This is a genomic window from Streptomyces sp. NPDC059169 (assembly GCF_042755225.1).
Lineage (GTDB): Bacteria > Actinomycetota > Actinomycetes > Streptomycetales > Streptomycetaceae > Streptomyces.
This window is the reverse complement of sequence record NZ_JBHZCF010000026.1, coordinates 21839-35975: the sequence shown is the minus strand read 5'-3', so window position 1 is coordinate 35975 and position 14137 is coordinate 21839. Positions and strand designations below refer to the sequence as shown.

Genomic DNA, 14137 nt, shown 5'->3' with positions numbered 1-14137 from the left:
TTCTCAGACCCCCGTGTGGTTACGCACGATGGGTGGGGCGTTGCACGGAGTGGTGGATGAGGGGGAGTCCGGGCCTGTTCGGGGGCGCAAGGATGTTCGCCCGTAGCTGAGGGAACCGCCCTGCTCGGCATGGAGTGTCCCCGCTTACGGGTAAGACATCCCTTGTGGGGACGGGCGACACGCAGGTTTCGGCGTCTCGCGTTCGCCATCGGCGTACTGATGGCGCGGGTATCTGCCTGGCCTGCGGGAACATCGTCTCGCACCATCAGGTTGGAGCATTTGTCGGCGTTCGGGGCAGGAGGCCAGCGACGGGTGTCGGCAGTTGGAATGAGCGGTCCCCGCTTGCGGGACTAAGCTGCGGAAGGACAGGGAGGGGATCGACCCCTAACTGACTGACCGCTCTGAGGAGCGATTAACGATGTTCGAGAGGTTCACCGACCGCGCGCGGCGGGTTGTCGTCCTGGCTCAGGAAGAAGCCCGGATGCTCAACCACAACTACATCGGCACCGAGCACATCCTCCTGGGCCTTATCCACGAGGGTGAGGGTGTCGCCGCTAAGGCCCTGGAGAGCCTCGGGATTTCGCTCGAGGCGGTCCGCCAGCAGGTGGAGGAGATCATCGGCCAGGGCCAGCAGGCCCCGTCCGGGCACATCCCCTTCACCCCTCGTGCCAAGAAGGTGCTGGAGCTGTCGCTCCGCGAGGCCCTTCAGCTGGGCCACAACTACATCGGCACGGAGCACATCCTCCTGGGCCTGATCCGCGAGGGCGAGGGCGTCGCAGCCCAGGTCCTCGTGAAGCTCGGCGCCGATCTCAACCGGGTGCGGCAGCAGGTCATCCAGCTGCTCTCCGGATACCAGCAGGGCAAGGAGGCCGCCACCGCCGGCGGCCCGGCCGAGGGCACCCCCTCGACCTCCCTCGTCCTCGACCAGTTCGGCCGGAACCTCACCCAGGCCGCTCGTGAGTCCAAGCTCGACCCGGTCATCGGGCGCGAGAAGGAGATCGAGCGGGTCATGCAGGTGTTGTCCCGCCGTACCAAGAACAACCCGGTCCTCATCGGCGAGCCCGGCGTCGGCAAGACGGCGGTCGTCGAGGGCCTCGCCCAGGCCATCGTCAAGGGCGAGGTGCCCGAGACCCTCAAGGACAAGCACCTCTACACCCTGGACCTCGGTGCACTGGTCGCCGGCTCCCGCTACCGCGGTGACTTCGAGGAGCGCCTGAAGAAGGTCCTCAAGGAGATCCGCACCCGCGGCGACATCATCCTGTTCATCGACGAGCTCCACACCCTCGTGGGTGCGGGTGCCGCCGAGGGCGCGATCGACGCCGCGAGCATCCTGAAGCCGATGCTGGCCCGCGGCGAGCTGCAGACCATCGGTGCGACGACGCTCGACGAATACCGCAAGCACCTGGAGAAGGACGCGGCCCTCGAGCGCCGCTTCCAGCCCATCCAGGTCGCGGAGCCGTCGCTGCCGCACACCATCGAGATCCTCAAGGGACTGCGCGACCGCTACGAGGCGCACCACCGCGTCTCCATCACCGACGAGGCGCTCGTCCAGGCCGCGACCCTGGCCGACCGGTACATTTCGGACCGCTTCCTGCCGGACAAGGCGATCGACCTGATCGACGAGGCCGGTTCCCGGATGCGCATCCGCCGGATGACCGCGCCGCCGGACCTGCGCGAGTTCGACGAGAAGATCGCCGGCGTCCGCCGGGACAAGGAGTCCGCGATCGACTCCCAGGACTTCGAGAAGGCAGCCTCCCTGCGCGACAAGGAGAAGCAGCTGCTGGCGGCGAAGACCAAGCGGGAGAAGGAGTGGAAGGCCGGCGACATGGACGTCGTCGCCGAGGTCGACGGCGAGCTGATCGCCGAGGTCCTCGCCACGGCGACCGGCATCCCGGTCTTCAAGCTGACGGAGGAGGAGTCCTCCCGGCTGCTGCGCATGGAGGACGAGCTCCACAAGCGCGTCATCGGGCAGAAGGACGCCATCAAGGCGCTGTCCCAGGCGATCCGGCGTACCCGCGCCGGTCTGAAGGACCCGAAGCGCCCGGGTGGTTCGTTCATCTTCGCCGGCCCGTCCGGCGTCGGTAAGACCGAGCTCTCGAAGACGCTCGCCGAATTCCTCTTCGGTGACGAGGACGCCCTGATCTCCCTCGACATGTCGGAGTTCAGTGAGAAGCACACGGTTTCCCGTCTCTTCGGATCCCCGCCCGGATACGTGGGTTACGAGGAGGGCGGTCAGCTCACCGAGAAGGTCCGCCGGAAGCCGTTCTCCGTCGTCCTCTTCGATGAGGTCGAGAAGGCCCACCCCGATATCTTCAATTCCCTTCTCCAGATCCTGGAGGACGGTCGTTTGACCGACTCCCAGGGCCGGGTCGTGGACTTCAAGAACACGGTCATCATCATGACGACCAACCTCGGGACCAGGGACATCTCCAAGGGATTCAACCTGGGCTTCGCCGCCCAGGGCGACGTCAAGACCGGATACGAGCGGATGAAGGCCAAGGTCAACGAAGAGCTCAAGCAGCACTTCCGGCCCGAGTTCCTCAACCGCGTCGACGACACGGTCGTCTTCCACCAGCTCACCGAGGGCGACATCATCCAGATCGTCGACCTCATGATCGCTAAGGTGGACGAGCGCCTGAAGGACCGCGACATGGGCATCGAGCTCAGCTCGACCGCCAAGTCGCTCCTGGCCAAGAAGGGCTACGACCCCGTGCTCGGCGCCCGTCCGCTGCGCCGCACGATCCAGCGCGAGATCGAGGACGTCCTGTCGGAGAAGATCCTCTTCGGCGAGCTCCGTCCCGGTCACATCGTGGTCGTCGACACCGAGGGCGAGGGTGAGGAGAAGAAGTTCACCTTCCGCGGTGAGGAGAAGTCCGCGCTCCCGGACGTCCCGCCGATCGAGTCGGCGGCGGGTGGCTCCGGGCCGAACCTCTCCAAGGACGCCTGAGCGGCCACCAGGCTCGAAGGGGCTGTCCCGGACCTCTGGTCCGGGACAGCCCCTTCGCCGTGATGGGGAGTGGTCGTGCCGCCGGGGCGGTCGGATCAGCAGGGCGCGGGCTTCCGCCACGCGCATTCGAGCTCGTCGGGAGCGGGGTGTGCGCCGCTCCGGGGGTGGGGCACCGGTACGGCGGCGATCTTCCCGCGGGCCGTGTCGGACTTCGCGAGCGTCACCACGATCGCGTCCTCGATGCCCTTCACGGAGGGAGCGAGGTAGTTGTTGAGGACGATGCTGAAGACGAGCCGTCGGCCGGCCGCGTCGTCGACATAGCCGGACAGGGCGGAGGCTCCCGTCAAAGAGCCCGTCTTGGCGCGGGCGTTGAGTGCGGCGGGGGTGTTGCACATCCTGGTGCGCAGGGTGCCGCCGATCGTGCGGTCGGGGTTGCACGCGACGGGCAGTGAGGCGTACCAGTCGGCGAACCAGGGCGCCTTGCGGACCGTGAGCAGCAGCCGGGTGAGCTGCTCGGCCGGGAAGACGTTCTTCCGGGACAGCCCGGAGCCGTCGACCTGGCGGAGCTGGGCGATGTCGACACCCTCCTCCTCCAGGTATCCGCCGATGGCTGTGAGGCCCGCGTCCCAGCTGCCCACGTGGGACTTCTCGTACCCGATCGCCTTGGCCAACGCCTCGGCGTGCATGTTGTTGGACAGCTTCATGAAGGGGCGCATCAGCTCCTTGAGCGGCATGGAGGCGTGGGTGGCGAGGAGCTTCGCACCGGCGGGCGTGGCGTTGCCGAGCCGCGGACTGCCGGAGACCCGGATCCCGTGGCCGGCGAGGGCGTCGGCGAAGACGGCGGCTGCGTAGCCGGTCGGCTCCCAGACGCTGATCCATTCCTTGGTGGCGGCGCCACCGACGGGAACGGCGCCGCTGACGACGATCGTGTTGGTGCCGTGCTCGCGCTCGACGGAGAGGGTGTCGGCCTGCCCGGCGGGGACCGTCGTGCCTCGTACGTCGACGCGCACGTATCCGGTGGCCGGAGTGAGTTTCACCCGCGGCCTCTCCCCCGGTCTGGCGCCCGGGGTGGCTTCGACGATGACCGTACCGGCGTCGTAGTCGGTGTCGGGGGCGACGGTCAGCGGTGAGATCTGCGCGGAGTAGTACGCGGACTCGTCATCGGCCGCCCAGGAACCGAGCCGGTTGCGGTCGAAGCGGGTGTCGTCCGCGACGATGCGCCCGGTCACCTTGCGGATGCCCAAGGCGCTCAACCGGGCGGCGAGCCGACCGTAGTCGGCGGCGAGTGCGGTCGGGTCGCCGGTACCGCGGAGGTAGAGGTCGCCTGTCAGGGTGGAGTGCTGGAGGCGGCCGGTGGTCAGGACGTCCGTGCGGAACCGGTAGTCGGGGCCGAGCAGGGCCATCGCCGCGGTCGACGTGGCCAGTTTGGTGTTGGACGCGGTCATGAGGCGGTCGCCGTCGGCGTGTTCGTAGAGCCGCTGGCCGGTGGTCGCGTCGGTGACGACGACGCTCGCGGCACCACCGTCCAGGCGGGGGTCTGCGAGGATCGCGTCGATGGCGCCCTTGAGGCCGGTGTCCGAGGGGCCGGCTCCGGCGGGCGTACCGCCGGCGTTCCAGGTGAGGGCGGCCACGAGGCCGAGGGTCAGCGACCAGGACCAGGTGCGGCGGAGACGGCCGCGGGGTCGGTGCCCGCGGCGGTTCGTGCTCATCACGGGTCTGCTCATGCCTCACGAGCATGACGGACGCGGGGTGGGGCGGGAAGAACGCCCGACCCGTGGCGCTACGCCGATTCCGTGAACCTATCCCCGACGCCGGGTGGGCCGTCACCGGACCTTTCGCCGGGGGCGGGTTGTCGTCGGCCCGTGGGGCACGCGCACGCTCCGGAGGCGGTGGAGACCGGACGGATCGGGGCGCCGATCCTCCCGAAGGGGGGCGGGCAGCGCACACCGTCTCGGATTTCGGCTCCGCGGGAGGGCGCCGCGGACGTGAACCGCAGTTGCCGCCGAACACCGTCGGTGTAGCGCCTCCTCGCTTGGCGGGCGCTGCCCGTGAAGGGGCGGGCGGAGGGCGGATGGCCCGCCGAGGCGTCCTCGGAGTTCCGTCCCGGTGACCTGGCGGGTCCGGACCTGGAACGGCCTCGGTCGGCGGGCTCCACGGGGGCGGCTCCTTCTCCGTCGAAAGCCCCGAGAAGCGTGGAAATGCACAGGTGGAGCGACCTGCGTCACACCGAGCGGCGAACGAAAGCAACGGGACGTAGGTCCCGAATCGGAAGGTCTTAGGTCCCACGGGCCGTGACAAGGCGCACAGACGATTCCGGCCCTACTAGGCGGCTTAGTGGGGAATGTGGGGCGGCGCGGGACGACCTCGCGCCCCCGACGGGGCGCGGCTTCGGCCTGTGTGATGTGCCAGAGGCGCCTTCCGGGGCGGATGTCGCGCCCCTAGGGCTGCTACGTGCGGTTAAACAGCTATGTGTCAGTAGATTCCGGACATTGCGGGACTAAAGGTTTGTCTTCGTCAAGGGTTCCGGTCACACTCCCCTGTCTACGACGGAATGTCGTAGACAGGGGGGTTTGAGATGGATTGTGGGTCCGGGTTACCAAGGTCTGGCCCGGTGCTCCTGCGCCGGGTCGATTCATGCCCGTCCAGCCCGGAGGTTCCCCCGCATGTCGAAGCGCACCACCAACCGTTTCCGCCCGTCCGCGCTCCGTACCCGTGGTGCCGTCGTCGCTGCCGGTCTCGGCGCCGTGATGGTCGTCGGAGCCGGTGCCGGTGTCGCGTCCGCCGACGCGCCGAAGACCGCCGTGGCCGCGACCGCCGCCGCCGCGAAGCCGAAGGCCGCCAAGAAGAGCTCGTCCTGGGTCAAGCCGGTCGTGGGTTACACCCTCTCCGCCAGCTTCAACCAGGGCGGTGCCATGTGGTCCCACAAGCACTCCGGCCAGGACTTCGCCGTCCCGGTCGGTACCACCGTCAAGGCCGCGCACAGCGGTACGGTCGTCAAGGCCGGACCGTACGGCGGTGGCGACGGTTCCGCGTACGGCAACGCCATCGTGATCAAGCACGCCAACGGCCGGTACTCGCAGTACGCCCACCTGTCGAAGATCAAGGTGAGCATCGGGCAGAGCGTGAAGACGGGCCAGACCATCGCGCTGTCCGGCAACACCGGCAACTCTTCCGGTCCGCACCTGCACTTCGAGATTCGGACCACTCCGAACTACGGCTCGGGCATCAACCCGGTGGCGTTCCTGCGCTCCGTGGGCGTCACGGTCTGATTCACCTACTCCGGGCGCCCGTGACGATGGGCCTGGGTCACCAGATCGACTGCGACCTCGAGGACGGCTTCGCGCTTCTCCTCGGGGTCGCCCTCGACGTTCTGCAGGAAGAACATGCCCGCGTGCAGGGTGAATAGGGCGCTGATGCAGCGGACCCGGTCGGCGGTGGCGAACTCGGGCTCCTGGATCAGCTGGAACAGGGCGAACAGGCGTTCCTTGAAGGAGTCGCCGATGCTCAGCTCGCGCACGGTCGCCTGGTTCTCCTGCACGAAGCGGAAGAGCGGCGCGGCCCCGAGCAGGGCCGCGTGATAGCGCCGGAGGATCTCCTGCTTGGTGTCGAGGGTGTGCGGCTGCTCCCCGGCCCAGGCGATCAGCTCGTCGATCGGCTGCGTCCCGTCCTCGAAGAGGCTGATGACGATGTCTTCCTTGGTCTTGAAGTGGTAATAGAGCGCGGCTTTCGTGACCTCGAGCTTCTCGGCGATCTCCCGGAGCGAGGTCTTCTCGTAGCCCTGCTCGGCGAAGAGTTCCAAGGCGACGTCCTGGATGCGCTGGCGGGTGTTGCCTCGGGCCATGGAGACTCTCCTGAAACGAATACTTACTTGACGACCGGCTAGTTACAAAGCTACCGTCCGCAAGTGTAGTCAACTTGCCGGGCGGCAAGTAAGTGCGTGTAGGGGGAGTGGAGCCGATGGCTGGACGCGAAGAGAAGGGGGCGGTGCCCTCGGGGCGCGTGCCCGGGGCACCCGGCGGGGAGTCCGTAGCCGAAGCAGCAGGGGTGACCGTCGCCCCGCAGGCCCGCAGTGTCCGCGTCGTCCTGCTCGCGCTCATGATCGCGATGCTGCTCGCCATGCTCGACAACATGATCATCGGCACCGCGATGCCGACGATCGTCGGTGAACTCGGCGGACTCGAGCACCTGTCCTGGGTGGTCACCGCGTACACCCTGGCCACTGCAGCCTCCACCCCCATCTGGGGCAAGCTCGGCGACATGTACGGCCGCAAGGGCGTCTTCCTCACCTCGATCGTGATCTTTCTGGCCGGCTCGGCGCTCAGCGGTATGGCCCAGGACATGGGGCAGCTGATCGGCTTCCGAGCCGTGCAGGGTCTCGGTGCGGGCGGCCTGATGGTCGGCGTCATGGCGATCATCGGCGACCTCATCCCGCCCCGGGAGCGCGGCAAGTACCAGGGGATGATGGCCGGTGTGATGGCCCTCGCCATGATCGGCGGGCCGCTGGTCGGCGGCACCATCACGGACCACTGGGGCTGGCGCTGGAGCTTCTACATCAACCTGCCTCTGGGGGCCGTCGCCCTGGCCATGCTCACGATCGTGCTGCACCTGCCGAGGAAGCAGCGGGGCACCCAGCGCATCGACTACCTGGGTACGGTGCTGCTCACGGTCGGCATCACTTCGATCGTGCTCGTCACCACCTGGGGCGGTACGGAATACGCCTGGGGTTCCGCAGTGATCATGGAGCTCATCGCGATCGGCGTCGCCGCGCTCGTCGGCTTCGTCCTCGTGGAGTCCAAGGCGTCCGAGCCGATCATTCCGTTGCACATCTTCCGCAGCCGGAATTTCAGCCTCATGTCGACGATCGGCTTCCTGACCGGCTTCGTGATGTTCGGCGCCGTGCTGTTCCTGCCGCTCTTCCAGCAGTCGGTGCAGGGCGCGTCCGCCACCAACTCCGGTCTGCTGCTCCTGCCGATGCTGCTGTCGATGATGGTCGTCTCGCTGATCGCGGGTCGGGTCACCACCAACTCCGGCAAGTACAAGATCTTCCCGATCGTCGGCGGAGCCCTGATGGTGGTGGGCCTCTTCCTGCTGGCGCAGATGGACACCGGCACCACGCGGCTCACCTCCGGCCTCTACATGGCGGTGCTCGGCGCGGGCATGGGCTTCCTGATGCAGATCACGATGCTGGTCGCACAGAACAGCGTCGAGATGAAGGACATGGGTGTGGCGTCCTCCGCCACCACGTTGTTCCGTACCCTCGGATCGTCGTTCGGCGTTGCGATCATGGGGGCGCTCTTCACCTCGAGGGTGCAGGACGAGATGGCGGCCCGGGGCGGAGCCGCGATCACCACGAAGTCCGCGCAACTCGACGCTGCGAGTCTGGCCAAGCTGCCGGAGCAGGTGCGTGAGGCGTACCAGTTCGCAGTGGCTTCGGGAACGCACGCCGCGTTCCTGCTCGGCTCGGCGGTCGCGGTGATCGGCTTCGTGGCGGCCTTCTTCGTCAAGGAGGTGCCGCTGAAGGGCGCTGGGCCGAAGCCGGCCGAGAGCAGTACGGCCGGCCGGGACCCGGAGGGCGGCGCGGTGGCGGACACCGAGCTGGCCGACCGGGTCTGACCTCTGGCGGTTCGGCCCCGCCCCTCGGTTCCCTCGGGACAGCGGCCCCGGTGCACAGGCGCCGGGGCCGCTGTCGGTGGGTGCCCGGAAGGGGCGGACCGCCGGGACGCGACGACGACCGCGCGACGGCGGATCGGCGGGCGCCTGAAGCGTGCGGCCGTTCGCCGACGTTCGCGCCCGACGAGGGGCAGCGGTTGCACGGTGCGTCCACGTCGCACCGCGCAGCGTTGTGGCGGACCCGCTCCGACGTGCCGTGGCAGCCCCGGACCCCGCCGGGGAGCCCGCTGCAGGGCGTACGGCGATGCTTCCCGCACGGCCCGGAGGGGGAAAGGCCGCGCGTCAGTCCTGGAGCAGCATCGGGAAGCTACCGGTGTTCGTCGGTGCGTGTTCGGGCAGCCAGAGGACGGCGATGGCCCCGCCCTGGTCCTCGCCCGGGCCGAAGACGCCGCTGGGGCCCGCGTTGCGGAAGGTCAGTCGGGCTCCGAGGACGCGTGCTTGCCCGGCAGCGATGGTCAGCCCCAGGCCGTGGCCCGTGCCGGCGCGGTCGCTCGCACCCGTGCGGAAGCGGCTCGGGCCCTCGCGCAGCAGTGCCTCGGGGAAGCCCGGCCCGTGGTCGCGGATCCGGACCACGCGTCCCTCGACGGTCACCTCGATCGGCGGCCGGCCGTACTTGGCCGCGTTGGTCAGCAGGTTGAGGAGGATGCGCTCCAGTCGTCGCGGGTCAGTGTTGACCCACGACTCGTGCACCACACGCACGTGCACGTCGGGGTCGAGCACGGTGACGCGGCGCGTGACGAACTCGCCGAGCGCGATCTCCTGGAGTTCCGCCCGCTCCGATGCGCCGTCGAGTCTGGCCACCTCCAGAACGTCCTCGACCAGGGTGCGCATGGCCCGCGCACGGTCGCGCACCAGTTCGGTAGGGCGTCCCGGCGGGAGCAGTTCCGCAGCGGTGAGCAGACCGGTCACCGGCGTGCGCAGTTCGTGCGCGATGTCCGCGGTGACCCGGCGTTCGGCCTCGATGCGTTCGTTCAGGGCGTCGGTCAGTGCGTCCACGGCGCGCGCGAGCTCGTCGGTCTCGTCCCGGACGACGCCGCCGACCGCCTTGCGTACCCGTACGTCCGTGTTGCCCTGCGCGACCTTGCCCGCCGCCGCGGCGGCCTTCCGCAGGCGCCGGGACAGTTGGCCGCCGATCAGCACGCCGAGCGCGCAGCCCCCGAAGACCACTGACACCGAGCCGATTACGAGGGCACGATCCAGATCATTCATGATTGCCGTGCTGCGGTTGGCGATGCGGCTGTGCATCGACAGCACGTCGCCGTTGCCCAGCGGCACGGCCGCCCAGATCTCGGGGGCTTCGCCGCCTTCTTGGACGAACGTCGCCTGGTGGCCACCCGCCAGCACGTGGCGGAGCGGCCGGGGGAGGTCGGGATCGTTGAGTTTGGCTCCGAGCTTGGGGTCGGTCTTCGGCTTGGTGGTCTCGTACATCCGCTGCGACAGCAGCAGCCGGCTCATCTGCAGGTCGCGCGCGTTGTCGAGCATGGACACGCGGGCCGCGTTGTGCACGACGAGGCTGAGAGCGAAGGCGATCAGTGCGCCGACCCCGGCGATGGCGATGCTGATCTTCCAGCGGACCCCGGTGCGCAGGGCGAGGCGCTTCATGCGGGGTCCTGTTCTGGGGTGTGGCCGGGGGGCCGGGGGGTGTCCCCCGGGTGGTGGAGCCGGCGGACCCCGGTGCGCAGGGCGAGGCGCTTCATGCGGGGTCCTGTTCTGGGGTGTGGGGAAGGCGGTGGGTGACGCGGGGCGCGGGTGCGGCCCCCGGGCCGTGCGGCCGGGTCTGCAGGGCGGGTCGCATCATGCCTTGAGCTTGTAGCCGAAGCCGCGGACCGTCTCGATGCGGTCTTGGCCGATCTTCGTACGGAGTCGCTGGACGTGGACGTCGACGACCCTCGTGTCCCCGCCCCACCCGTAGTCCCAGACGCGTTCGAGCAGCTTGTCCCGCGACAGCACCGTGCCCGGTGCGGACGAGAACTCCAGTAGCAGCCGCATCTCCGTCGGCGTCAGACCGACCGGTACACCGGCCCGCCGTACCTCCATGCCCTCGGTGTCGACTTCCAGATCACCGAAGGTGAGCACCCCGCGCTCATCGGACTCGCCCTGCTCGCCGGTGTCGCCGGCCGCGCCTCCGGCATGACCGAAGCGGCGCAGCACGGCACGGATCCGCGCGACGAGTACCGCGCCGTCGAAGGGCTTGGTGACGTAGTCGTCCGCGCCCGCCTCCAGGCCGAGGACGACGTCGATCGAGTCGGCGCGGGCCGACAGCATGATCACCGGCACGGTGGACTCGTCCCTGATGCGGCGGCACAGGCTGACGCCGTCCAGCCCCGGGAGCATCACGTCGAGGAGGGCGATGTCCGGCCTGTTCGCCCGGAACGCCTCGAGACCGGTCAGTCCGTCCGGCATGGCGGTCACCACGAAGCCGTCGCGCTCCAGCGCGAGCTGGGTGGCCTCGCGGATGACGTCGTCGTCTTCGACGAACAGGACATGTGTCTCGGCCATCCCGTAGCTCTCTCGGTTCTTCTCTCTCGATCAGTGATGATCAATGATGACGAAAGTCGATTACTTTCCCATCGACATCGATCATCTTCTGGTGGTCAATTGTTGCTTTGTGCGGTCGGTAGGGGCGTGTCCACTTCCTCGTCGCCGCCGACCGCCTTGCTGTACTCGTTCTCCACCCGATCGCTTTCGGTGAACTTGCTGCCCGCCCAGCGATGGGTGGTCACGATCTCGCCGGAGGGGTAGGACACCGTGTCGCCGTTGCCGTACACCTGCTTGGTGACGACGAGGTCCCCGCGATCGATCGTGGAGTAGACCGCCGGCTCCTCCTGCATGAAGACATTCTTGTATGCGTCGCCGTCCCTGCGGTAAACGTACGTCGCAACGCCCACGGCGTCACCGCACGTCATCACGTTCACCACCACGTCCGGCACGGGGCCGTCGGTCAGGCTCCCGTAGGACGTGTCGATCGGATAGGCGTCCGCGACGCACGGCTTGAGGTCGGCCTTCACCCGCTTGCTGACCTTCGGGTCCTCCTTGAGGAGCCGGACCACGTCGACCTTCTTCACCGACGAGGTGGAGCTCGAGGGCGTCGTGGTCGCGGGCGACTTCGCCACCGGGTCGTTGCGGGCGACGCCCTCGTCGCGTACCCCCGTGACGCCCGCCGAGCAGCCGGCCGTGAGCAGCCCGAGGGCGGCGAGCCCGGCCATCGCCGTGCCACTCGCCGCCCACGGGCCGAAGCCTCCCCGCCTGCGGGTGCCGCTGCCGGCGGCTATCCCGTCCCCGGGGCTGCTGTCGTCACTGGCTAGGCCGCGCAACGCTCCCGCCCCCGTTCCTCGCGACGTGCGTGCGTCTTCTCCGTACGGTTCATGCGCTCCAGGGTCCGGGCGTCGAGCTCACGGCTCTCCAGCTCCTGGCGGAGCCGGGCGAGCGCCCGGTGCAGCGTGCTCTTCACCGTACCGGTCGACATGCCGAGTGCGGCAGCTGTCTCCTCGGTGCTCATCTGCTCCCAATGCCGCAGCACCACGACGCTGCGCTGCTTGGGTGCGAGCACCTTGAGCACGTCCATGAGCAGGGCCCGGTCGGCGTGCTGCTCGGTGGCGTCGTCGACGCTCGCGTCCGGCAGCTGCTCCGTCGGGACCTCTTCGAGCTTGCGGGCACGCCACCACTCGGTCCGCGTGTTGATCATGACGCGGCGCAGGTAGGCGTCCGCGAGGGACTTGTCGGCTATGCCGTCCCAGCGTCCGTAGGTGCGCACCAGCGCGGTCTGGAGCAGGTCCTGGGCGTCGATCGGGTCGGGGACGAGGCGCCGTGCGCTGCGCAGCAGCGCCTCCTGTCGTGTACGCACGTACTCTTCGAATTCGAGCACCTCGCCGTGCGCCATTCCAACCGCCTCCGTCCCCGTCCAAGCCCCGTGACAAGCCGTGTGTTTCCGTGGTCGTTCTTACGAGCAAGAAAGCTACGGACGAGTTGTCACGGGGCTGTGCGCAGAAGCCGTCGGAGGGCGCACGGCCATCCATCGGTTGTGTAACAGGCGTGTCGCCGGTGATTCTCAGGTGAGAGGCAAGCGGAACCAATCATTCTCAAGTGGCTCCACCAAACCGTCCGAGACCAGCCCATCCAGGGCGCGGTCCCGCTGGACCGGATCGTCCCAGACCCGGTCAAGGGTGGCACGGGGGACCGGCGCCACCGCCTCGCGCAACACGGCCAGGAGTTTTCCGCGTACCTGGCGGTCCGTACCCGCGTAGGTCTGGCCCTTTCGGGGCGGTCCGTCGTGCGCCGGTTTCCCGGCCACCCGCCAGGCGCACAGCCGGGTGACCGGGCAGCGCGAGCAGTCCTCGTTGCGCGCCGTGCAGACGAGCGCGCCGAGCTCCATCGACGCCGCAGCCCAACGGGCCGCCGTCGCCTCGTCCTCGGGCAGCAGGGCGCGGGCCAGCCTGCGTTCGGCCGCTGTCGTCGCGTTCGGCGGGTACTGGACACCGCTGCTGACGCGGGCGAACACCCGGCGGACGTTCGTGTCGAGGACGGCGTGCCGCTGTCCGTACGCGAACGAGGCCACTGCCGCCGCCGTGTACTCCCCGATGCCGGGCAGTGCGAGCAGCTGCGCATGGTCGCGCGGTACGTCTCCGCCGTGGCGCTCCGTTATCGCCACGGCGGCGCCGTGCAGCCGCAGCGCGCGGCGGGGGTAGCCGAGCCGCCCCCAGGCGCGCACGGCTTCGCCCGGTGCCTCGGCTGCGAGGTCGGCCGGGCGGGGCCAGCGGGCCAGCCACTGCTCGTACACCGGCAGGACCCGGTTGACGGGTGTCTGTTGCAGCATGAACTCACTGACCATCACTCCCCATGCGCCTGCCTCGGGGCGGCGCCAGGGCAGGTCACGAGCGTGTTGGTCGAACCAGGCGAGGACGGGGGCGTGGAGGCCTGCGGCGGCTTCGGCAACGCCGGCAAGGCCGTCCGGGTCGGAGGGGACGTCGGTCGCGGGGGAGGGCATGTCGGTCGCAGTCATGGCAGTTCCGATCCTGGCATGTTCAGCGCCGTGCGCGACGTATGCGCTCCGTGACGGCCGGGGCGGCGTGCGTGTCGGCCAGGAGGGTGCCGGACCAGGAACCGCCGCCGACCGGTCCCGGGCGGTCCACGAGCCGCCACCGACCAGGAGGGTGCGGACGTGTCCCCGCGGGTCCGGCCTCCCGCGCCCGACCGGGGTCGTCGGGGCCCTCGAGACGGGTGCGGTGGTGAGCACGGCCGCCGTTCGCGTTCTCCTCGGGCCCGGCCGGGCCCTTCCGGCCGGGCCGCGGGGGAGGAGGCGGCCTGGCGCGCTCCGTCCGCGTCGGCGGGGAGGCACCCGTCGGGCATCCGTGCCGCGCAGCCTCCGGCACACGGCCCTGCCGGCCGTAGCCGCCGGGGTGGGGCGGGGGCGGGTGCACGGTGGCGTCGCGCGACGGAAACCGGACTCGCAAGGGGCGAATCCGGCGGCCCGTGATGATGATCGGCACAATTGCGACGCATGAGCGGCGGTTGGGGCGGGAG

Annotated in this window: 10 protein-coding genes; 3 read left to right on the top strand and 7 right to left on the bottom strand. The window is 69.3% G+C overall.

What is annotated here, in order from left to right; all coding sequences use genetic code 11:
• The first annotated feature begins 418 nt into the window (after positions 1-418).
• Positions 419-2947, top strand: coding sequence for an ATP-dependent Clp protease ATP-binding subunit (locus ACFXOM_RS33370; RefSeq protein ID WP_384940296.1), 2529 nt, complete (start codon positions 419-421; stop codon positions 2945-2947).
• A gap of 95 nt (positions 2948-3042) precedes the next feature.
• On the opposite strand, the gene dacB is transcribed toward ACFXOM_RS33370, so the two are convergent.
• A complete protein-coding gene (gene dacB / locus ACFXOM_RS33365; protein WP_385041061.1) occupies positions 3043-4656 on the bottom strand; it encodes a D-alanyl-D-alanine carboxypeptidase/D-alanyl-D-alanine-endopeptidase in 1614 nt (537 codons plus the stop codon).
• Between the two features lie 954 nt (positions 4657-5610).
• Here dacB and ACFXOM_RS33360 point away from each other — a divergent pair.
• Positions 5611-6216, top strand: coding sequence for a M23 family metallopeptidase (locus ACFXOM_RS33360; protein ID WP_384940300.1), 606 nt, complete (start codon positions 5611-5613; stop codon positions 6214-6216).
• Between the two features lie 5 nt (positions 6217-6221).
• On the opposite strand, the gene ACFXOM_RS33355 is transcribed toward ACFXOM_RS33360, so the two are convergent.
• A complete protein-coding gene (locus ACFXOM_RS33355) occupies positions 6222-6788 on the bottom strand; it encodes a TetR/AcrR family transcriptional regulator (protein WP_384940302.1) in 567 nt (188 codons plus the stop codon).
• A gap of 116 nt (positions 6789-6904) precedes the next feature.
• Between ACFXOM_RS33355 and ACFXOM_RS33350 the strand changes: the two genes are divergently transcribed.
• A complete protein-coding gene (locus ACFXOM_RS33350; RefSeq protein ID WP_384940304.1) occupies positions 6905-8560 on the top strand; it encodes an MDR family MFS transporter in 1656 nt (551 codons plus the stop codon).
• 339 nt (positions 8561-8899) lie between these two features.
• On the opposite strand, the gene cseC is transcribed toward ACFXOM_RS33350, so the two are convergent.
• From cseC to ACFXOM_RS33325, 5 genes are all read right to left on the bottom strand, one after another.
• Complete coding sequence (gene cseC / locus ACFXOM_RS33345; protein WP_384940306.1) at positions 8900-10219, bottom strand: two-component system sensor histidine kinase CseC; 1320 nt, start codon at positions 10217-10219, stop codon at positions 8900-8902.
• Between the two features lie 192 nt (positions 10220-10411).
• On the bottom strand, positions 10412-11116 hold the full coding sequence (gene cseB, locus ACFXOM_RS33340) for a two-component system response regulator CseB (RefSeq protein WP_384940308.1): 705 nt from the start codon (positions 11114-11116) through the stop codon (positions 10412-10414).
• A gap of 95 nt (positions 11117-11211) precedes the next feature.
• Positions 11212-11931, bottom strand: a complete 720-nt coding sequence (locus ACFXOM_RS33335) for a hypothetical protein (protein ID WP_384940310.1) — start codon at positions 11929-11931, stop codon at positions 11212-11214.
• Complete coding sequence (locus ACFXOM_RS33330) at positions 11919-12497, bottom strand: SigE family RNA polymerase sigma factor (protein WP_384940312.1); 579 nt, start codon at positions 12495-12497, stop codon at positions 11919-11921. Before ACFXOM_RS33330 ends, ACFXOM_RS33335 begins: the two co-directional genes overlap by 13 nt.
• A gap of 168 nt (positions 12498-12665) precedes the next feature.
• Positions 12666-13616, bottom strand: coding sequence for an A/G-specific adenine glycosylase (locus tag ACFXOM_RS33325; protein ID WP_384940314.1), 951 nt, complete (start codon positions 13614-13616; stop codon positions 12666-12668).
• Between the last annotated feature and the right edge of the window lie 521 nt (positions 13617-14137).